Source organism: Pseudomonas sp. MF6767 (assembly GCF_016405475.1).
Classification (GTDB): Bacteria; Pseudomonadota; Gammaproteobacteria; order Pseudomonadales; family Pseudomonadaceae; genus Aquipseudomonas; species Aquipseudomonas paracarnis.
Map to the genome: position 1 here is coordinate 129719 of NZ_JAEKCY010000007.1, position 20679 is coordinate 150397.

The window sequence follows — 20679 nt, forward strand, 5'->3', positions numbered from 1 at the left end:
CTCAGGCCTCGAGGATACGCTGCTTGAAGGTCCGGCCAATCGCATGCACGCCGGGTTGGTACTGTTCTTCTTCAACGGCGGCCAGGGCCAGGCGCAGGGCGGTCTCGGCAATCAACTGATGTTGTTGGGCCATGGCGTTGACCGGCAGCGGGAGGAAATCCAGCAACTGGGTATCGCCGAAGGTGCCCAGGCGCAGGGGGCGTGACTTGAGAGGGAAGTCATGCAGCGCATCAAACACCCCTTGGAGCAGTACGTAGGAGGTGGTTACCAGCGCGTCCGGCAGATGCCCCAGGCGTTGCAGCAATTGCTCCATCAGCTCTCGGCCGCAGTCACGACTGAAGGCTTCGCCCTGTTCGATGATCACTTCGCCCGTAAAGCCTTGCAGCGCATCGCGGAAACCGGCGGTACGCGCCTGGCTGATGCTCAGCTCGGGCCGTGCGCCGATCAGCGCGATCTGCTTGGGCAACGGTTGCAGCAGGCTGCTAGTGAGTTGCTGGCAGGCCTGGTGGTCGTCGCTGACCACGGAGCAGAACTGGTTCGGCTCCATCTCCCGGTCGATGGCAATCACCGGCAGCCCCTTGGCCTGCAGCTCGCGATAGCTGTCATCGCTGGCCGGCAGGCAACTGGCGACGAACAACGCATCGCAACGCCGCGCCCGGAACAGTTGCAGCAGTTGGCGCTCGCTGTCCGCTTCGTCATCGGAGCTGGCGATCAGTAACTGATAGCCGCGCGCCCGTGCACCTTGTTCCAGCAGTTTGGCGATGCGTGCGTAGCTGGGGTTTTCCAGGTCTGGCAGGATGAACCCCAAGGTCCGCGTATGCCGGCTGCGCAGCCCCGCGGCTTGAGGGTTGGGGGTAAAGCCATGGGCTTGGACCACGGCACGCACACGCTCAACGGTGGCGTTGCTGATGCGCTGCTGTTCGGCCTTGCCATTGATGACATAGCTGGCGGTGGTAACGGACACACCGGCCAGACGTGCGATATCACTGAGTTTCAAACCGGGATTTCCTTGTTTTTTGGCGCTCGCCCCGACATTTTGTCCAATCGTAACCGATTCCAGCATTCGACCAATGTCCCACAGCAAGCGCCGAGTGGCCCTTCAAGCTTGCGTAATTAACGCGTAATCTGCCATAAATTCTAGATTAAACGTTTCAGCAAGCGTATTTTTACGATGTTCGCTACTGAGTGACCACTGCCAATTGACCGCTCAGTCAGTTAATTTTGATCATATTTACCTACAACAATACCTAGTGCGCCTGTCGCACTAACTAGGAGAACGGCATGCTTGAGCTCACTGTAGAGCAGATATCCATGGGCCAGGTGGCTGTGGATAAATCTGCTGCCTTGCACCTGCTCGCTGACAAATTAGTGGCCGATGGCCTGGTTGCCGAAGGTTATCTCAGTGGCTTGCAAGCCCGTGAAGCCCAAGGTTCGACCTTTCTCGGCCAAGGCATTGCTATCCCCCATGGCACGCCAGAAACCCGCGACCAAGTGTTTTCCACCGGTGTGCGCCTGCTGCAGTTCCCCGAAGGGGTGGACTGGGGCGATGGCCAGATCGTCTATCTGGCGATTGGCATCGCGGCTAAATCCGATGAACACCTGCGCCTGTTGCAACTGCTCACCCGTGCCCTCGGTGAAACCGACCTGGGCCAGGCGTTGCGCCGTGCCGGCAGTGCCGAAGCGCTGTTGAAACTGTTGCAAGGCGCGCCCCAGGAACTGGCGCTGGATGCGCAGATGATCAGCCTGGGCGTGTCGGCCGATGATTTTGAAGAGTTGGTGTGGCGCGGTGCGCGCCTGCTGCGCCAGGCCGACTGCGTGAGCAATGGCTTTGCCGCCGTATTGCAGCAAGTCGACGCGCTGCCCCTGGGCGATGGCCTGTGGTGGTTGCACAGCGAGCAGACGGTCAAGCGTCCGGGCCTGGCCTTTGTGACGCCGGACAAACCTATGCGTTACCTAGGCCAGCCCTTGCACGGCCTGTTCTGCCTGGCGAGCCTCGGTGAAGCGCACCAGACCCTGCTTGAACGCCTGTGTGCCTTGCTGATTGAAGGGCGCGGCCACGAGTTGGGACGCGCCACCAGCAGCCGCGCGGTGCTGGAAGTGCTGGGCGGTGAACTGCCGCCGGACTGGCCCAGCGCCCGTATTACCCTGGCCAACGCCCACGGCCTGCACGCGCGCCCGGCCAAGATCCTGGCGCAATTGGCGAAAAGTTTTGACGGCGATATCCGCGTACGTATCGTCGATGGCGCGGTGGGCGCCGTGTCGGTCAAAAGCCTGAGCAAGTTACTCAGCCTCGGCGCACGTCGTGGCCAGGTGCTGGAGTTTGTGGCCGAGCCGACGGTGGCCGGCGATGCACTGCCCGCCCTCTTGGCCGCCGTGCAAGAGGGCCTTGGCGAAGAGGTCGAGCCCTTGCCCACGGTGAGCGCACAGCCCGCACAGGTCGATATCGAACCGGTGCTCAGCGCGCCACTGAGCGGTAGCCAACTCCAGGCCATTGCCGCCGCGCCGGGTATCGCGATCGGCCCGGCTCATATCCAGGTGCCGCAGGTGTTCGATTACCCGCTACGGGGCGAATCCGCCGCCGCCGAACGCCAGCGCCTGCACACCGCCTTGAGCGACGTGCGCACGGATATCCAGGGCTTGATCGAGCGTAGCCAGGCCAAGGCCATCCGCGAGATTTTCATTACCCACCAGGAAATGCTCGACGACCCGGAACTGACCGACGAAGTCGACACCCGCCTCAAGCAGGGCGAAAGCGCCGAAGCCGCCTGGATGAGCGTGATCGAAGCCGCCGCCAAGCAACAGGAAGCTTTGCAGGATGCCTTGCTGGCCGAGCGTGCTGCCGACTTGCGTGACATCGGCCGGCGCGTGCTGGCCCAGTTGTGCGGCGTCCAGAGCGTGCAGGAACCGAGCGAGCCCTACATCCTGGTGATGGAAGAGGTCGGCCCTTCGGACGTGGCGCGCCTGGACCCGGCCCGCGTTGCCGGCATTCTCACCGCCCGGGGCGGCGCCACCGCTCACAGCGCCATTGTTGCCCGCGCCCTGGGCATTCCGGCCTTGGTCGGCGCTGGCGCTGCGGTGTTATTGCTCAACGCCGGCACGCCACTGTTGCTCGATGGACAGCGTGGTCGCCTGCATGTGGACCCCGACGCCGCTATCCTGCAACGGGCCACCGTGGAGCGCGACAGCCGCGAACAGCGCTTGCAAGCCGCATCGGCCCAGCGCCATGAAGCGGCGCTGACCCGTGACGGCCACGCCGTGGAAGTGTTCGCCAATATTGGCGAAAGCGCCGGGGTGGCCAGCGCAGTGGAGCAGGGCGCCGAAGGCATTGGCCTGCTGCGCACCGAACTGATTTTCATGGCTCACTCCCAGGCGCCAGACGAGGCCACTCAGGAGGCCGAATACCGTCGCGTACTCGACGGCCTCAATGGTCGCCCGTTGGTGGTGCGCACCCTGGATGTGGGCGGCGACAAGCCTTTGCCCTATTGGCCGATCGCCGAAGAGGAAAACCCCTTTCTGGGTGTGCGCGGCATTCGCCTGACGTTACAACGCCCGCAGATCATGGAAGCGCAACTGCGCGCATTGCTGCGTGCAGCAGACAACCGCCCGCTGCGCATCATGTTCCCCATGGTCGGCAGCGTGGATGAGTGGCGCGCCGCCCGGGACATGACCGAGCGCCTGCGCCTGGAGATCCCAGTGGCAGACCTGCAACTGGGGATCATGATCGAAGTGCCCTCAGCCGCGCTGCTGGCGCCGGTCCTCGCCAAGGAAGTCGACTTCTTCAGCGTCGGCACCAACGACCTGACCCAATACACCCTGGCCATCGACCGCGGCCACCCGACCCTGTCGGCCCAGGCCGATGGCTTGCACCCGGCAGTCCTGCAACTGATCGACATCACCGTGCGCGCCGCCCATGCCCACGGCAAATGGGTAGGCGTGTGCGGCGAGTTGGCGGCGGACCCGCTGGCGGTGCCGGTGCTGGTCGGCCTGGGCGTGGATGAGTTGAGCGTGTCGGCCCGCAGCATTCCTGAAGTGAAGGCGCGGGTGCGTGAATTCAGTCTGAGCGAGGCCCAGGGCCTGGCGCAACAAGCACTGGCGGTGGGTTCGCCCGCCGAAGTGCGTGCCCTAGTGGAGGCCGTGTAGATGGCGAATATTCTGACCCTGACGCTGAACCCGGCGTTGGACCTCACGGTACGCCTGGCGCACCTGCAACCCGGTGAGGTCAATCGCAGTGAAGCGATGCTCACCCACGCCGCGGGCAAGGGCGTGAATGTGGCGCAAGTGCTGGCGGACCTAGGCCATTACGTCAGCGTGGGCGGGTTTCTCGGCAGTGCCAACCCCCAGGCTTTCAATGCGCTGATCAAGCGCCGTGGGTTTGGCGATGCCTTCATCCGGGTTCCCGGCGAAACCCGGAGCAACATCAAGATTGCCGAACAGGATGGGCGTGTCACCGACATCAATGCACCGGGGCCGCTGGTGACTGAAGAGGCGCTAAAAGCGCTGCTCAAGATGGTCGCGATCATTGGCCCGGAGTTCGATGCGGTCGTGGTGGCCGGTAGCTTGCCGCGCGGCGTCAGCCCGCAATGGTTTAAAGGTTTGCTGGAGGCGTTGAAGGACCTCGGTTTGAAAGTCGCCCTGGACACCAGCGGCGAAGCGCTGCGCCTGGGGTTGGAGGTTGGCCCGTGGCTGGTCAAACCCAATACCGAAGAGTTGGCCGAGGCCTTGGGTAACGCCACCGATGCCATCAGCCGCCTGCATCAGCAAGGCGTCGAACATGTGGTGGTCTCCGACGGGGCCGCAGGCGTGACCTGGTACCGCCCGGGTGCGGCGCTGCACGCCACGCCGCCCAAGGTGGCAGTGGCCAGTACCGTGGGCGCCGGCGACTCGCTGCTGGCCGGGATGCTCCACGGTTTGCTCAGTGGCGATACGCCGGAGCACACCTTGCGCCGGGCCACGGCGATTGCCGCGATGGCGGTGACACAGATCGGTTTTGGCATCAGCGATGACGCGCAGTTGGCGCATCTCGAAAGCGGCGTCGATGTGCGCACGCTGACAGAACAATAAGAGGGTTTGTGATGAAGTTAGCCATTGTTACCGCCTGCCCGAACGGCATGGTCACCAGTGTGCTGTGCGCCCGCTTGTTGGACGCCGCCGCCCAGCGCATGGGCTTGCACACCAGTGTTGAAGTCGTCGATGTACAGCGCCCGGAGCGCCAGTTATTCCAGGCGACGATTGATGATGCCGAGTGGGTGCTGCTGGTCAGCAGTACCCCGGTGGAGATGCAGCGGTTTGTCGGCAAGCGTGTGTTCCAGAGCACACCGGCCCAGGCGTTGGCGGATGTCGAAGGCGTGCTGCGCCGGGGCGCCGAAGAAGCCCGGGTGTATGTCGCCGACGCCGCCCCGGTGGCGGCCAAGGCTGCGCCGCGTATCGTCGCGATTACCGCGTGCCCCACCGGTGTGGCCCACACGTTCATGGCCGCCGAAGCCTTGCAGCAGACTGCTCAGCGCCTGGGTTATGACCTGCAGGTCGAGACCCAAGGTTCGGTGGGCGCCCGCACGCCGTTGAGCCCGCAAGCGATTGCCGATGCCGATGTGGTGTTGCTGGCGGCCGATATCGAAGTGGCCACCGAGCGTTTCGCCGGCAAGAAGATTTACCGCTGTGGCACCGGCATTGCCCTCAAGCAATCCGAAGTCATCCTCAACAAAGCCCTGGCCGAAGGCGCGGTGGAAAGCGCGGCCGGCGGTGCACCGGCCAAGGCGGAGAAAACCGGCGTCTACAAACACCTGCTCACCGGCGTGTCGTATATGTTGCCGATGGTGGTGGCGGGGGGCTTGCTGATCGCCTTGTCGTTTGTGTTCGGCATCCATGCTTTCGAGCAGCCCGGCACCTTGGCGGCGGCGCTCAAATCCGTGGGTGACCAGGCGTTCCTGTTGATGGTGCCGTTGCTGGCGGGCTACATCGCCTACTCGATTGCCGACCGTCCTGGCCTTGCGCCCGGCATGATCGGCGGTCTGCTGGCGGGGACGCTGGGGGCTGGGTTTATCGGCGGCATCCTGGCCGGCTTCGTCGCCGGGTATTGCGTCAAGCTGATCAGCCGCGCAGTGCAACTGCCCCAGAGCCTGGAAGCGCTCAAGCCGATCCTGATTATCCCGTTACTGGCGAGCCTGTTTACCGGCTTGGTGATGATCTACCTGGTGGGCCCACCGGTCGCCCGCTTGCTCACGGGCCTGACGGATTTCCTCAGCACCATGGGCACCACCAACGCGGTGCTGCTGGGCATTCTGCTCGGCGGCATGATGTGCGTGGACTTGGGCGGGCCGATCAACAAGGCGGCCTATGCGTTCTCGGTTGGCCTGCTGGCCGCGTCGAGCGGCGCGCCGATGGCCGCGACCATGGCCGCCGGCATGGTGCCGCCAATTGGCATGGGCATCGCCACGTTGCTGGCCCGGCGCAAGTTCGCCCAGACCGAGCGCGAGGCCGGCAAGGCGGCGATGATCCTGGGGCTGTGCTTTATCTCCGAAGGCGCGATTCCCTTCGCCGCCAAAGACCCGCTGCGCGTCATCCCGGCCAGCATCGCCGGTGGCGCGTTGACCGGTGCGCTGTCGATGTACTTCGGCTGCAAACTCGCCGCGCCCCATGGCGGGTTGTTTGTGTTGGTGATTCCGAATGCGATGAACCATGCGTTGTTGTATTTGTTGGCGATTGTGGCGGGCAGTGTGTTGACCGGCTTGGTGTATGCCGTGCTCAAGCGACCGGAAGCGGCCGAGCTGGCCGTGACTGCCTGACCAGTAAAAGTGTGGGGGCAAGCCCAAATACCCTGTAGGAGCGAGCTTGCTCGCGAAGAACTCGCAGGCGCCGCGTTCATTCAGCAAGCCCGCGTGATCGTTGACGTTTTTCGCGAGCAAGCTCGCTCCTACAGTTGTAGCCTGTCATCTGCGCTTCATCCCGTCGTGCTTTAGTGGCCCTTTTGATACTCAAGAGGGCACCTGCATGAGCCACTTCGATCTCGGTCGCCGCCGTGTGATGCAAGCTGTGGGCGCTGGCCTGCTGTTGCCGGGCCTGGCGCCGGCGGTGATCGCTTCGGTGAAGGACCGACCGCAACTCACTGACGGCGTGCAATCGGGCGACCTGCAGGGCGATCGCGCAATGATCTGGAGCCGCAGTGACCGCCCGGCGAAGATGGTGGTGGAGTGGGATACCCGCAGCGTGTTCAGCAACCCGCGCCGATTCGTCTCGCCCCTGGCCGACAGCCGCACCGACTTTACCGCCCGTGTCGAGCTCACCGGGCTGCCGGTCGACCAGGCGATTTTCTACCGCGTGCATTTCGAAGACGCCCAGACCGGCATTGCCAGTGAACCCTGGTTCGGGCACCTGCGTAGCGTGCCGCAACAGCGGCGTGATATCCGTTTTGTGTGGAGCGGCGACACCGTCGGCCAAGGCTTCGGCATCAACCCGGACATCGGTGGCATGCGCATCTATGAAGCCATGCGCCTGCGCCTGCCGGACTTTTTTATCCACAGCGGCGACACCATCTACGCCGACGGCCCGGTCCCCGCGCAGCTCACCACTGAAGGCGGGCGCATCTGGCGCAACATCACCACTGAAGCCAAAAGCAAAGTCGCGGAAACCCTCGATGAATATCGCGGCAATTACCGTTACAACCTGCTGGATGAAAACGTACGCCGCTTCAATGCCGAGGTGCCGCAGATCTGGCAGTGGGACGATCACGAGGTGATCAACAACTGGTCATCGAGCAAGCAGTTGGATGAGCGTTACCAGACCCGTGACATCAACACCCTGGTGGGCCGCGCCCGCCAGGCCTGGCTGGAATATTCGCCCATGCGCCGACAGAGCGCCGACGGTGGCGGGCGCATTTATCGCAAGCTCAGTTATGGGCCGCTGCTGGATGTGTTTGTGTTGGATATGCGCAGCTATCGCGGGCCGAATGACGACAACCTGGGCGCTGAAAAACCCTTTCTTGGGCGTGAACAGTTGGACTGGCTCAAGCGCGGGCTCAAGGCATCGCAAGCGCAGTGGAAGGTGGTAGCCGCAGACATGCCTATCGGCCTGGGCGTGCCCGACGGTGAGGTCAGCCCCGGCGTGGCGCGTTGGGAAGCGATCGCCAATGGCGACCCTGGCCCGGCGCAAGGGCGTGAGCTGGAGATCGCCGAACTGCTGGGGTTCCTGCATGAGCACAAGGTGCGCAACCACCTGTGGCTGACGGCCGATGTGCATTACTGTGCGGCGCATCACTATCACCCTGACGGCGCGGCGTTCCAGGATTTCGAGCCGTTCTGGGAGTTTGTGGCGGGGCCGTTGAATGCCGGGAGTTTCGGGCCCAACCCACTGGATAAAACCTTTGGCCCGCAGGTGGTATTCCAGAAGGCGCCACCGGCACAGAACACCTCGCCGTTTGCGGGCTTTCAGTTTTTTGGTGAAGTACAGATTGATGGGCAGACGGCGGAGTTGACGGTGATGCTGCGCGATCTCGATGGAGTCTCGGTGTTCGAGCAAAAGCTGCAACCGGCCTGATCGTTCCCACGCTCTGCGTGGGAACGCATCCTGTGACGCTCCGCGTCACGCCGTCAAGAGCGGACGCGGAGCGTCCAGGGCGGCATTCCCACGCGGAGCGTGGGAACGATCAAATATCAATAGACATCCCTGCGATAGCGACCCTGTTCGATCAGGCGCTCCAGCGCCTCATTGCCCAAGATGTCTTTCAGTGCCTGATCCACCCCCGTCGCCATCCCCTGCAAGCTGCCACACACATAAATCGCTGCGCCGTCCGCGAGCCATTTGCGCAGCACATCCGCTGACTCGCGCAGGCGATCCTGTACGTAGATCTTCTCCTCTTGATCGCGGGAAAATGCCAGGTCCAGCAGGGCCAGGTCTCCACTGGCGAGCCAGCCTTGCAGTTCGTCCTGGCACAGGTAGTCGTGGGCGATATTGCGCTCGCCGAACAGCAGCCAGTTTCGCTGCTGGCCGTCGGCAATGCGTGCTTTGAGCAAGCTGCGCAGGCCCGCAAGCCCGGTGCCGTTGCCCAGCAGAATCAGTGGCACAGGCGCGTCGGGCAAATGGAAGCCGCTGTTGCGCCGCAGGCGCAGGCTGATGGCCGAGCCGAGGGCGGCGTGTTCAGTCAGCCAGCCGGAGCCAAGCCCCAGGCTGCCGTCGGGGTGGCGTTCCTGGCGCACAATCAACTCCAGCACGCCGTCGCTGGCAATCGAGGCGATGGAGTATTCGCGCATGCCCAGGGGGACCAGCGCGTCCACCAATGCCTGGGCGTGCAGGCCGACCAGGTGCGTGCGGTTTTCCGGCAGTTGGCGCGTGGCCAGGGCTTGATCAAGGGTGTGGGCCACGCCGTCGATCACCACACCGTCGCTGCCGACCAAGCCCAGGCCGGCCAGGAAGTGTTCGATGGCCCAGGGGCAATTGCGCGGCAGGACTTCCACCAGGTCGCCGGCCAGCCAGCTGTGCGCAGACGTGGATGTGAGGCCCAGCAGGTAGACGGGCGAGCCGACACTGTCGGGGTTGAGCAGGGTGCGTTGGCTCAGGGTCCAGTTTTCGTACTGGGCCGTCGGCCAGGCCGCTGCCGGCGCATGCCCGGTGAGCTGGCCCAGTTGCTGTTGCCAGGTCTGCAGCGCCAGTGTATCGCCGCTGTCGACTTCCACCGGGGCAAACAGCGGGGTGCCGCCCTGGTTGGTCAGCCAGAAATGCAGGCGCCGGGCAAAGCCGCAAAAATGTTCGTACTGCCGGTCACCCAGGGCCAGCACCGAGTAGTTCAAGCCTTTGAGGGATAGCGCCTGGCCGAGCACGCTACGCTCGAAACCTCGGGCGCTGTCGGGCGCTTCGCCGTCGCCAAAAGTACTGACCACGAACAGCGCGTTCTGCGATTGGCTGAGGTCGTCGCGGCTGACACTGCCCAGGGGCTGCACCTTCACCGCCAGGCCCGCAGCCTGCAGTTGCCCGGCCGTTTGCCAGGCCAGTTGTTCGGCAAAGCCGCTCTGGCTGGCGAAGCCGATCAGCCAGGCCGGGGCATCGCTGTGGTTATCTGTCAGGCCTTTGCGGGCATCGCGGACCTGGCGCTTTTTGCGGCGTCGGTCCAGGTACAGCAGCCAACCCGTGATGAAAAACAGCGGCATAAGCAGTGAGCTGACGGTGAGGACGATGCGCCCGACCAGGCCGAAATAGCTGCCGGTGTGCAGCGCATACACGCTCGTCAGCAACTGCGCCTTGAGGCTTTTGCTGGCGTAGCGCTCGTGAGATTTGACCTCGCCTGTGGCCGGGTCCAGGTTGATCTGGTTCAGCGCACGGTCATGGGGCGATGAAGTGAGCAGGTAATACACGGTGGCCGGTTGCCCGGCGACCGCGGGCATCCGAATGTTGTAGGCGCTCAAGTCGGGGCCGGCGTTGCTGTAGATGCTGCTCCAGATTGCGTCATAGTTGGCCACCGGAGCCGGGCCTGCGGGAGCCGGGCCGCGCTTGCGCATGCGTTCGTTCTGCGGCGCGTCGGACAGCAGTTTGGTCACGCCACGGTTGTACCAGTCGTAGGACCAATACAGCCCGGTCAACGCCGCCAAAAGATAAAACAACAGGCACCAGGTGCCGAATACCGAGTGCAGGTCCCAATTGAAGCTGCGGCCCTTTTTGCGCCAGTCCAGGGTCAGCCAGACGCGCCAGCTTTTCACCTGGCGCGGCCAGCGCAGGTACAGGCCGGAGAGGCAGAAAAACAGCAGGATCAGGGTGCAGGCGCCGGTGATATTGCGCCCGGTATCGCCGATGGCGAGGAAGCGGTGCAGTTGCAGGATAAAACCGAACAGGTCCTGGCCGACCGCGTCGCCCATGTAGTCGCCGGTGTACGGGTCAAAGTAGCGCATTTGGCCACGGCGCTCGCCAGGCGGCGGAGTGAAGGACACGCGGCCGGCGTTGCCGCTTTCGCTTTCTACCCACAGCATGGCCACGGTCTTGCCTTCGGCCGCTTCCAATTTGCGTACCAGCTCGGCGGGCGGCAGTACACCGGCCTCGCGTTTCTGCACGCTCAACACGGTGGGGTTGAGCGCCCGCAGGATCTCGTCCTGGAACGAGTACGCGGCCCCGGTGACCCCCATCAAGGCCAGCACCAGCCCGGCCGTGATGCCGAAGAACCAATGCAACTGGAACAGGGTTTTCTTCAACACGTCGGAGCGCCTCGCTTAGCTGGATATCTGATCACGGCGCGCATTATGCCGTGAGTTGCCGGGAAACACGCAAAAGCCCCACGCATCCGATGTGTGGGGCTCCTGGCTGAACCTTGACCGCTTTTAGAAGTGGAAGCTGGTGGTCAACAACGCCGTACGACCGGCCGCCTGGTTGGCGAAATGCGTGGAGAAGGCCTTGTCGTAGTAGGTCTTGTCGGTCAGGTTCTGCACGTTCAGTTGCAGGTCGACGTTCTTGGTCAGCTTGTAGCTGGCCATGGCGTCGTAGCGGGTGTAGGAGGGTACATACACCGTGTTGCCGACATCACCGTAAACCTCATCGACGTAGAAGGCGCCGCCGCCGATGGTCAGCTTGGGCGTGATCTCGTAGGTGGTCCACAGGCTGAAGGAGTTCTTCGGCGTGTTGGGCATTTGGTTGCCTTTGTTGGAGCCGGCACTGACTACGCCGTTACGCCCGTTGAGGCCGGATTTGACCAGTTCGCTGTCCAGATAGCTGTAGCCCGCAAACACCTGCCATTGTTCGGTGATTTTGCCGCTGGCAGACAACTCGATGCCGTCGACCTGAGATTCCCCGGCGTTCTGGTAGGTGAGCGCATCCACCAGGATGCGGGTGTTTTTCTTCTCGGTGCGGAACACGGCTGCGGTCAGGGACAGGCGGTCGTGGAACAGGTCCCACTTGGTGCCCAGTTCGTAGTTGACGGTTTCTTCTGGCTGCAAGTCGCTGGTGGCGGCACCGGCAGACAGCGGGTTGCCGTCGGATCCTTCGCCTACCAGGCCACCGGCTGGCGTGGCCGATGTGGCATAAGAGGCGTAGATGCTGGCGTTCTCCACCGGCTTCCACACCAGGCCGGCCTGCCAGTTGAAGAACTGACTGTCGTCCTTGATCTTGGTGCGCCCGGCGACGGCGTTGGTGTTGGCTTCGGTGTCAAAGGTGTCGTAGCGCAACCCCACGTTCAGCAGCCATTTAGGATCGAGCTCAATGGTGTCGAACACGTACGCGGCGCGGCTGGTGGCCTTGGTGTTGGTACCGTTGTAGTTGCGCGCGATGCTGCCGTTCCAGGCGTCGTCCGGGTTCGGGTTGCTCAGCGACGTGCACTGGCCGCCCAGGCTGCCCTTGGCCGTTGTGCACACCGGGTTGGCGTTAGGGCTGACGGTGTAGCCGCTGACACGGGTTTCTTCGCCGGTAAATTCCAGGCCGGTGGAGTAAGTGTGCTTGAAGCCCAAGGCCTGGAAGCTGCCAAACAGATCGGTCTGGTTGGTGGTTGTGGTCGTGGTGGAGACACGGCTGTTGGCGCGACGCCAGACGGTGCCGTAGCGGTTGACGTTGAACTTGCTGTCATCCGGCTGAGTGAGCACATAGTCCTGGCCGGTGCTGCCGTGGCGCAGGGTGTTCTTGAGCGTGATGTTGTCGTTCAAGTCGTGTTCGATGGAGAACGTGCTGATGTCCGCACGGGTCTTGCGGAAGTCACGGCTTTTCAAACCGTAGAAGTTGTTGCTGTCGCCGCCGTCGTTGGGTTTGTCATGCACGTGGGCTGTAGCGGTCGACGAACCGTAGCCGTAGGGAATCCCCGAATCCGGCAGGTCATCACTTTCCATATGGTAGTAGCTGAGGTTGACACGGGTCGGTGTGCCCAAGCCAAAAGTCAGCGACGGCGCAACGCCCCAACGGTCGTAATTCACCGCGTCGCGGCCGGCCACGTTTTGTTCATGGCTCATCAGGTTCAGGCGGAATGCCGCGCTGTCGTCCAGGAACTGGCGGTTCACGTCGAGCACGTAGCGGCGGGTCTGGTCGGAGCCGTAGGTAAAGCCGCCGTTGGTGAAGTCCCGCGCTTGTGGGGTCTTGCTCACCAGGTTGAGGCTGCCACCGGCTGAGCCACGGCCGCCGAACGAAGAGTTCGGGCCTTTGCTGACTTCGATGGACTCGATGTCGAAGATCTCGCGGCTCTGGCCACCGGTATCGCGTACGCCATCGAGGTAGGTATCGCCCTGGGCGTCGAAACCACGGATGAACGGGCGGTCGCCCTGAGGATTGCCACCTTCACCGGCGCCGAAGGTGATACCCGGTACGGTGCGCAACGCGTCCTGCAGCGAGGTGGCGGCGGTGTCCTTGAGTACTTGTTGCGGCACCACAGTGACCGAGCGCGGCGTGTCCACCAGCGGCGCGGTGTACTTCTGCGACGAGGCTTTCTCCACCTGGTAGGAGGTGTTGTCCTGCTCCTGGCCGGTGATGTTGGTGGCGCCGAGGGAGATAGGGTTGCGCTCGCCTGTTGGCTCGGTATTTTCAGCGGCCTGTGCCAGGTGGGCGGCGGAGCCGGCACTCAGGGCAACGCCAATGGCGGAGGCCAGCATGCGTGGCGAACGGGCCGGTATTTTTAGAGTAGTGCGCGACATGACGTGTCCCTTCCCCAAGGATGTGAGGCCGCGGAATATAGGGCCAACAAGACTTTGTATCAATTGCGAGATATTGCTATTCGCATCAAATTTACATTCTTTACACTTTTTTGTTACGGATTTTGCGCTCTCGTTCGTCCCCGTGTTTTACAGAGAGGATAAGAATCAATACCATTGACGCCTCTCTGATCCCAGGTATTGCCCCATGTTGCTGCACATTCCCGGCCTGTTCTCTCGCGAGGAGGTGCTGCGCATTCGCCAGGCTCTGGAAGAGACCGAATGGGCTGACGGCAAAATCACCGCCGGTCACCAGTCGGCCAAGGCCAAGCACAACCTGCAATTGCCTGAAAGTCACCCGTTGGCCAAGGAAATTGGCGCAGCCATGCTGGAGCGGTTGTGGAGCAACCCGCTGTTCATGTCGGCCGCGCTGCCGCATAAAATCTTCCCGCCACTGCTGAACTGCTACACCGCTGGCGGCAGTTTTGACTTTCATATCGACAATGCGGTGCGCCAGCCCAAAGGCAGCCACGAGCGCGTGCGCACCGACCTGTCGTCCACGCTGTTCTTCAGCGACCCCGACGACTATGACGGTGGGGAACTGGAGATTCAGGATACGTTCGGCCTGCAGCGGGTCAAGCTACCCGCCGGCGACATGGTGCTGTACCCCGGCTCCAGCCTGCACAAAGTCAACGCGGTGACCCGTGGCGCGCGCTATGCCTCGTTCTTCTGGACCCAAAGCCTGGTGCGCGAAGACAGCCAGCGCACCCTGCTGTTCGAGATGGACGGCGCGATCCAGCAACTGACCCGCGACGTCCCCGACCACCCTGCGCTGATCCAGCTCACCGGCACCTACCACAACCTGTTGCGCCGCTGGGTCGAGGTCTGAGCATGGGTTTTTTATTGCGCCGCGAAGAAGTGCTCAATGTCGAACAATTGCAGAGCATGCTCGATGACTCCCCGGTGCGCGCCGCCCAGGCCATTCTGATCGCGGCCAAGGCAGGTGTGGTCGAGGCCCAGGCCCTGCTCGGTCAAATCCTGCTGGAAGGGCGCGGCATTGCCCGCGATGAGGCCCTGGCGCTGCGCTGGTTCCAGATTGCCGCGCAGGGCGGGCACCTGATGGCGCGCAATATGATCGGGCGTTGCCGGGAGCATGGCTGGGGCTGCGCTGTCGATGAAGCCGCCGCAGCACGGGAATATCGCCTGGCGGCACACGCCGGGTTGGATTGGGGGCAGTACAACTACGCCAACCTCTTGGCTACCGGCCGTGGCGTTGTTGAAGACCAGGCGCAAGCACTGGCGCTGTATCGCCAGGCTGCCGAACAGGGCCATGCCAAGTCGATGAACCTGCTCGGGCGTTACCTGGAAGACGGGCAGCATTGCCCCAAGGATGTTGAGGCGGCCGTTGAGTGGTACTGCCGCTCAGCCGAGGCAGGTGATTTTCGTGGGCAGTTCAGCCATGCGGCGGTGCTGGCCGACAGCGGCCAGATCGACGCGGCGCTGGAATGGTTGCACAAGGCGCTGGCAGGCGGGAATCTCAAGTTTCTGCAAACGGCACACAAGGCGCTGGCACGGGCGGATGACCCGCGAATTCGCGCCATGGCCGAGTTGTACCGGCAACGAGCTACGAGCTGATCGTTCCCACGCTCCGCGTGGGAATGCCGCCCTGGACGCTCCGCGTCCGCACTTGAGCGCGTAACGCAGAGCGTCACAGGAGGCGTTCCCACGCAGAGCGTGGGAACGATCGGGGGTGGGGTTAAACGTAGAAGGATTTCAGCGGCGGAAACCCATTGAACTCAACCGCGCTGTAGCTGGTGGTGTAGGCACCGGTCGACAACCAGTACAGACGATCACCAATGGCCAGGTTCAACGGCAGGCCGTACTTGTAGTTTTCGTACATGATATCGGCGCTGTCGCAGGTCGGGCCGGCGATGACCACTTCTTCCATCTCGCCTTTCTTCTCGGTCCAGATCGGGAACTTGATGGCTTCGTCCATGGTTTCGATCAGGCCGGAGAACTTGCCCACATCCGTGTACACCCAGCGCTCGACGGCGGTACGGGACTTGCGCGCCACCAGCACCACTTCGCTGACCAGGATACCGGCGTTGGCGATCAACGAACGGCCAGGTTCCAGGATGATTTCCGGCAGGTCGTCACCGAAGTCTTCTTTAAGGAAACGGATGATTTCTTCGGCGTAGGTTTCCAGGCTGTTGGTGCGGGTGATGTAGTTGGCCGGGAAGCCGCCGCCCATGTTGATCAGCTTCAGGTGGATGCCGTCTTCTTCTTTGAGGCGTTCGAAGATCACCTTGACCTTGGCGATGGCTGCGTCCCACACGCTTATGTCGCGCTGTTGCGAGCCGACGTGGAACGAGATGCCGTAAGGCACCAGGCCCAGGTCGCGGGCGAGGATCAGCAGGTCCATGGCCATGTCGGTCTGGCAGCCGAATTTACGCGACAACGGCCAGTCAGCAGTGGTCGAGCCTTCGGTGAGGATACGCACATACACTTTCGAACCCGGCGCAGCCTTGGCGATGTTGCGCAGGTCGGCTTCGGAGTCGGTAGAGAACAGGCGCACGCCCTTCTCATAGAAGTAGCGGATGTCCTTGGATTTCTTGATGGTGTTGCCGTAGCTGATACGGTCGGCGCTGACGCCGCGGTCCATGACCTTGTCCAGCTCGTAGATCGAAGCGATGTCGAAGCTCGAACCCTTGTCTTTCAACAGGTCGATGATCTCGACGGCCGGGTTGGCCTTGACCGCGTAATACACCTTGGCGAATTCGAAACCGGCGCGCAGGTCATCGTAGGCCTGGCTGATCATCGCGGTGTCGATCACCACGAACGGGGTTTCTTGCTTGTCGGCGAACGCCTTCATTTTGTCAAAAGTGGCGCGCGCGAAATAATCTTCGACGTTGATCGACATGCTGGGAACTCCTAAGGGCAAACTAATTTGATCAATGGGTGCAAATGAACGTCCTCCGTATCCCCACTTTGGTTCGCCTACTTCCCAAGGCATGTCGCCGAAAGCAAAAAGGCCATGGGGTAAGCTGCCCTTGGCCTTGCTGTCTCGTCGTCAGTACTTGAGCCGGATGGATCGTTTCCAGCATGGACGTTCGGCGCGAACTTTAGGGCTTGGCGGGCGTGGGATCAACTAAAAATGTCGCGTTTTTGCACGCGTTCGTCGCGCGGCCGCGTGCAGCTACTTATGTAACCGACCGGTGTGACGGATTGATGTTCCCCGGATGGGGCCAATCAGATGGATTTGCGGTGTATTCATCGCAGGCAAGCCAGCTCCCACATTTGAACTGCATTCTTATGCTGGAATGCATTCCCCTGTGGGAGCTGGCTTGCCTGCGATAGCGATCTATCAATCCAAAGCAGTTTCGGCAGGCGAGACAATGCTGGTCTTGCCGCCACGGGATTTACCGGAACTCAGGTACTCGGCAATCGACTCCTGGGTCACTTCCCCGAGGAACACCCTCTCCGCATCCATCACCGGCAACCACGAACGGTTGAACTCGTACATGCGCGACAGCAGGATGCGCAAATGCTCGTCATACGCTGCCGTGGCGTTGAACTCGCGCAGGTACTGGCCGCAGGTGCCGGCCTGGCGGTGCAGGTCGCGACGGCGTACGTAGCCCAGCGCCTTGTTCTCCGAACAGGTGACCACTACATAGCGGCGGTCGTGCTCGTCCATCAATTCCAGCGCATCGGCCACGGGTGTTTCCGGGCTCACCGACGGGGCGTTGTCCGCCGCGTCTTCGGCTTTTACCAGCAGCAGGCGCTTGAGGGTGCTGTCCTGGCCCACGAAATTGCTGACGAACTCGTCGGCCGGGTGCGCCAGCAGCGTGTCCGGGTGGTCGATCTGCAGCAGCTTGCCGGCGCGGAAGATGGCGATCTTGTCACCCAGCTTGATGGCTTCGTCGATGTCGTGGCTGACCATGATCACGGTCTTGTTCAGCGCGCGCTGCATCTCGAAGAATTCGTTCTGGATCATCTCGCGGTTGATCGGGTCGACCGCGCCGAACGGCTCGTCCATCAGTAGCAGCGGCGCATCCGCCGCCAGGGCGCGGATCACACCGATGCGCTGTTGCTGGCCACCGGACAGTTCACGCGGATAGCGATGCAGGTACTGCTTGGGCTCCAGCTTGATCATGCTCATCAACTCGCGGGCGCGGTCGTGGCATTTCTGCTTGTCCCACCCGAGCAGCTTGGGCACCACCACGATGTTCTCTTCGATGGTCATGTTGGGGAACAGGCCGATCTGCTGGATCACGTAGCCGATGTTGCGACGCAAGGTCACCTCGTCGAGGTCGGTGGTGTCTTCGCCGTTGATCAAAATCTTGCCCGAGGAGGGCTTGATCAGTCGGTTGATCATTTTCAGCGTAGTGCTCTTACCGCAGCCCGAGGGCCCCAGGAACACGCAAATCTCGCCTTCGTTGACGGTCAGGCTCACATCGTTGACGGCGGTGACCGTCTTGCCGTTGCTTTGAAAAGTCTTGGACAGGTTTTGAAGTTCGATCATTTGAGCAATCCTTTTGGAGTCAGCGAGCGTTGCAGCCATTGCAGAAGCAGGTCGGCGAAGATGGCCAGGAGACTGACCAGCACGGCGCCGACGATCAGCATCGACATATCGCTGCGGCTGATGGAAGCCAGAATAAGTACACCCAGGCCACCGGCACCGATGGTGGCGGCGATGGTCATCACACCGATATTCATCACCACGGCGGTACGCACGCCAGCGAGAATCACCGGCACCGCAATCGGCAGTTCGACCATGCGCAGGCGCTGGCCGAAGGTCATGCCGATGCCGCGTGCGGCTTCGCGAATGCCTGGCTCAACGCCGGTGAGGGCCAGGTAGGTGTTACGCATGATTGGCAGCAGGGAGTAAAGGAACACGGCGGTGATCGCCGGCATTGGCCCCAGGCCCTGGCCGAACTTGGAGTAGAACGGCAGCAGCAGGCCGAACAGCGCGATGGATGGCACGGTCAGCAACACTGTGGCGCTGGCTTGCAACGGGCCGGCCAGGGTCGGGAAGCGCGTCATCAGAATGCCCAAGGGCACGCCGATGAAGATCGCGAGGATCACGGCGATGCCGACCAGGGTGATGTGCTGCCAGGTCAGATGCAGGACCTGGGCCCAATCAAGATGGGAAAAGGCGTTCAAAAATTCCATGTCTTCTCCTTTTTAGTTGATTGGATGTTGGCGCAGGAAATCGGCGGCAACGGCGGACGGGCTTTCATGGTCGACGTCGACCCGTGCATTGAGCTGACGCATGGTTTCATCGTCGAACAGGTTGGCCAAAGGCTTGAGTTCGGCGGCCAGCTGCGGGTGTTTGTCGAGGTATTCCTGGCGGATCACCGGGGCTGCGGTGTAGTCAGGGAAGTAGTGCTTGTCGTCTTCGAGCAGCTTCAACTTAAAGGCGTTGAGGCGCCCGTCGGTGGTGTAGACCAGACCAGCGAACACCTGGCCGTTACGCAGCGCGGTGTAGACCAGGCCTGCGTCCATCTGCCGGGTGTTGTTGCGCGTCAGGTTCATGTCGTACAGCTTGACCATGCCCGCCAGGCCGTCGGAGCGGTTGGCGAACTCGGTGTCCAGTGCGACCAGGCGGTGCTCTTTGGTGTCTTCGGCCATGGCTTTGGTGAGATCGCTGATGCTGTTGATCTCGGGATGTTCCTCGGCAACTTTCTCCGGCAGCGCCAGTGCGTAGGTGTTGCTGAAACGCGACGGCGACAGCCAGACCAAGCCTTTTTTCGCATCGAGTTCTTTGACCCGAGCGTAGGACTGTTCGCTGTCGAGTTTCTCGTCGATATGGTTGTAGGCCACCAGCGACACGCCGGTGTATTCCCAGATCAGGTCCAGTTGCCCGCTTTCCTGGGCGCTACGCGCCAGGTTGCTGCCCAGGCCGCCGGTCACACGGGCGTCGTAGCCCTTGGTGCGCAGGTACTGGGAGGTGATTTCGGCGAGCAGGGTCTGCTCGGTGAACACCCTGGCGCCAATGCGGATCACAGGTTTTTCAGCGGCTTGCGCAATACCTGCAAACAGCAGGACGCAGCCTAATATCAAGCTCAGTTTTTTCATGTGAATTCCTTTACCGGGCCTTAAGACGGGCGCAACCCGCGTTCCAGCCAGAGGCGGCTGGCCATGGTCACCAGGCCATCAAGCAGCAATGCCAGCAGCGCGGTACACGCGGCGCCGAGCAACAGTTGCGGCTGGTTGTTCAGGGCGATGCCAGGGAAAATCAGGCTGCCCAGGCTGTTGGCGCCAATCAGGAACGCCAGCGGTGCGGTACCGACGTTGATCGCCAGGGCCACGCGCACACCGCCGATGATGATCGGCACGGCGTTGGGCAGCTCCACGCGAAACAGCACCTGGCGCGGGGTCATGCCGATGCCGGTGGCGGCTTCCTTGAGGGAGCCCTGAACGTTTTTCAGGCCTTCGTAGGTGTTACGCACGATGGGCAGGAGCGAGGCGAGGAACAGCGCGAAGATGGCCGGGCCGCTGCCGATGCCGAGGACGCCGAGGGCGATGGCCAGTACGGCCAGGGGAGGGACGGTGTTGCCGATGTTGAAGATCTGCATGAAACGTTCTGCGCGTCCGACCATGTTGGGTCGGCTGAGCAGGATACCGGCGGGGATGCCCACAATCAGGGCCGCCAGCATGGAGACTAAAACCAGAATCAGATGAGCTTGCAGGTAAAACAACAAATCGTCGCGGTACAGTTCGATCGTGTTGATGCCGATCCAGTGGACCAGCAGGGCCAGGAGAGCGACGACAACCACTGCTCCTATCAGCCCTTTGCCATAGCGAATAGCCACAGGCGGACTCCTTTTTTTCTTTTGTCGGCGAACACATTTCCGAGCGGCAATGCCATTCCTGGCTGCCTCTGATGAGTTCGCGAAAAGCAGCTCGCCGATACTGGCAATGCAGTATGCGATCGAGCCATAAGCGCAGCCTCGTCAGGCTAACTTGCTGATTTTTCAGCCCCTGTTCCGAGTGCGGTAGCAGGGGAGTGGACGTCTCGACCTTTTAAAAGGTTCCACACTTGGGCGCATTTAGCCACCCCCAATGGGCTCAACGGTGGTCCGTACCCTCGCGTTTGCGC

14 protein-coding genes are annotated in these 20679 nt (G+C 62.2%); 6 read left to right on the forward strand and 8 right to left on the reverse strand.

Going from position 1 to position 20679, the window contains the following annotated elements:
- Position 1 precedes the first annotated feature (1 nt).
- Positions 2 to 997: a catabolite repressor/activator gene (gene cra / locus JFT58_RS13875; RefSeq protein ID WP_034126263.1), complete on the reverse strand. Its 996-nt coding sequence runs from the start codon at positions 995 to 997 to the stop codon at positions 2 to 4.
- A 284-nt stretch (positions 998 to 1281) separates the two neighbouring features.
- On the opposite strand from cra, the gene ptsP reads away from it, so the two are divergent.
- The 4 genes from ptsP to JFT58_RS13895 all read left to right on the forward strand — a co-directional run bounded on the left by ptsP (position 1282) and on the right by JFT58_RS13895 (position 8529).
- Positions 1282 to 4140, forward strand: coding sequence for a phosphoenolpyruvate--protein phosphotransferase (ptsP, locus tag JFT58_RS13880; protein ID WP_054896897.1), 2859 nt, complete (start codon positions 1282 to 1284; stop codon positions 4138 to 4140).
- Positions 4141 to 5061 carry a 1-phosphofructokinase gene (pfkB, locus tag JFT58_RS13885; protein WP_054896898.1) on the forward strand — a complete coding sequence of 307 codons (921 nt, stop codon included), beginning with the start codon at positions 4141 to 4143 and terminating at the stop codon, positions 5059 to 5061. It begins immediately after the preceding gene.
- 11 nt (positions 5062 to 5072) lie between these two features.
- On the forward strand, positions 5073 to 6782 hold the full coding sequence (locus JFT58_RS13890) for a fructose-specific PTS transporter subunit EIIC (RefSeq protein WP_198834395.1): 1710 nt from the start codon (positions 5073 to 5075) through the stop codon (positions 6780 to 6782).
- A 205-nt stretch (positions 6783 to 6987) separates the two neighbouring features.
- Positions 6988 to 8529 carry an alkaline phosphatase D family protein gene (locus tag JFT58_RS13895; RefSeq protein WP_054896900.1) on the forward strand — a complete coding sequence of 514 codons (1542 nt, stop codon included), beginning with the start codon at positions 6988 to 6990 and terminating at the stop codon, positions 8527 to 8529.
- Positions 8530 to 8645: 116 nt separating this feature from the next.
- On the opposite strand, the gene JFT58_RS13900 is transcribed toward JFT58_RS13895, so the two are convergent.
- Both JFT58_RS13900 and JFT58_RS13905 read right to left on the reverse strand, forming a co-directional pair.
- Positions 8646 to 11171: a PepSY domain-containing protein gene (locus tag JFT58_RS13900; RefSeq protein WP_054896901.1), complete on the reverse strand. Its 2526-nt coding sequence runs from the start codon at positions 11169 to 11171 to the stop codon at positions 8646 to 8648.
- Between the two features lie 123 nt (positions 11172 to 11294).
- Entirely contained in the window at positions 11295 to 13580 is a 2286-nt protein-coding gene (locus JFT58_RS13905; protein WP_054896902.1) for a TonB-dependent receptor, read from the reverse strand.
- Between the two features lie 205 nt (positions 13581 to 13785).
- Here JFT58_RS13905 and JFT58_RS13910 point away from each other — a divergent pair, with 205 nt between their 5' ends.
- Positions 13786 to 14466 carry a Fe2+-dependent dioxygenase gene (locus JFT58_RS13910; protein ID WP_054896903.1) on the forward strand — a complete coding sequence of 227 codons (681 nt, stop codon included), beginning with the start codon at positions 13786 to 13788 and terminating at the stop codon, positions 14464 to 14466.
- Between the two features lie 2 nt (positions 14467 to 14468).
- Entirely contained in the window at positions 14469 to 15212 is a 744-nt protein-coding gene (locus tag JFT58_RS13915) for a tetratricopeptide repeat protein (protein ID WP_054896904.1), read from the forward strand.
- A 121-nt stretch (positions 15213 to 15333) separates the two neighbouring features.
- Here JFT58_RS13915 and JFT58_RS13920 read toward each other — a convergent pair whose 3' ends face one another.
- The 5 genes from JFT58_RS13920 to JFT58_RS13940 form a co-directional block, all read right to left on the reverse strand.
- Positions 15334 to 16497, reverse strand: a complete 1164-nt coding sequence (locus JFT58_RS13920; protein ID WP_014716890.1) for a type III PLP-dependent enzyme — start codon at positions 16495 to 16497, stop codon at positions 15334 to 15336.
- A gap of 444 nt (positions 16498 to 16941) precedes the next feature.
- Positions 16942 to 18099, reverse strand: coding sequence for an osmoprotectant ABC transporter ATP-binding protein OsmV (locus JFT58_RS13925; protein WP_198834396.1), 1158 nt, complete (start codon positions 18097 to 18099; stop codon positions 16942 to 16944).
- Positions 18096 to 18749: an ABC transporter permease gene (locus JFT58_RS13930; RefSeq protein WP_003188473.1), complete on the reverse strand. Its 654-nt coding sequence runs from the start codon at positions 18747 to 18749 to the stop codon at positions 18096 to 18098. Before JFT58_RS13930 ends, JFT58_RS13925 begins: the two co-directional genes overlap by 4 nt.
- Positions 18750 to 18761: 12 nt before the next feature.
- Positions 18762 to 19655 carry a glycine betaine ABC transporter substrate-binding protein gene (locus tag JFT58_RS13935; RefSeq protein WP_054896906.1) on the reverse strand — a complete coding sequence of 298 codons (894 nt, stop codon included), beginning with the start codon at positions 19653 to 19655 and terminating at the stop codon, positions 18762 to 18764.
- A gap of 20 nt (positions 19656 to 19675) precedes the next feature.
- Positions 19676 to 20392, reverse strand: coding sequence for an ABC transporter permease (locus JFT58_RS13940; protein WP_003188475.1), 717 nt, complete (start codon positions 20390 to 20392; stop codon positions 19676 to 19678).
- Positions 20393 to 20679: the final 287 nt, after the last annotated feature.

Excerpts from the sequence above, each read along its gene's own strand:
- ptsP (WP_054896897.1), top strand. The coding sequence starts at position 1,282 with ATGCTTGAGCTCACTGTAGAGCAGATATCCATGGGCCAGGTGGCTGTG.
- JFT58_RS13925 (WP_198834396.1), bottom strand. The coding sequence starts at position 18,099 with ATGATCGAACTTCAAAACCTGTCCAAGACTTTTCAAAGCAACGGCAAG.
- JFT58_RS13930 (WP_003188473.1), bottom strand. The coding sequence starts at position 18,749 with ATGGAATTTTTGAACGCCTTTTCCCATCTTGATTGGGCCCAGGTCCTG.
- JFT58_RS13915 (WP_054896904.1), top strand. The coding sequence starts at position 14,469 with ATGGGTTTTTTATTGCGCCGCGAAGAAGTGCTCAATGTCGAACAATTG.
- JFT58_RS13895 (WP_054896900.1), top strand. The coding sequence starts at position 6,988 with ATGAGCCACTTCGATCTCGGTCGCCGCCGTGTGATGCAAGCTGTGGGC.
- JFT58_RS13910 (WP_054896903.1), top strand. The coding sequence starts at position 13,786 with ATGTTGCTGCACATTCCCGGCCTGTTCTCTCGCGAGGAGGTGCTGCGC.
- pfkB (WP_054896898.1), top strand. The coding sequence starts at position 4,141 with ATGGCGAATATTCTGACCCTGACGCTGAACCCGGCGTTGGACCTCACG.
- JFT58_RS13935 (WP_054896906.1), bottom strand. The coding sequence starts at position 19,655 with ATGAAAAAACTGAGCTTGATATTAGGCTGCGTCCTGCTGTTTGCAGGT.
- JFT58_RS13890 (WP_198834395.1), top strand. The coding sequence starts at position 5,073 with ATGAAGTTAGCCATTGTTACCGCCTGCCCGAACGGCATGGTCACCAGT.
- JFT58_RS13905 (WP_054896902.1), bottom strand. The coding sequence starts at position 13,580 with ATGTCGCGCACTACTCTAAAAATACCGGCCCGTTCGCCACGCATGCTG.
- JFT58_RS13920 (WP_014716890.1), bottom strand. The coding sequence starts at position 16,497 with ATGTCGATCAACGTCGAAGATTATTTCGCGCGCGCCACTTTTGACAAA.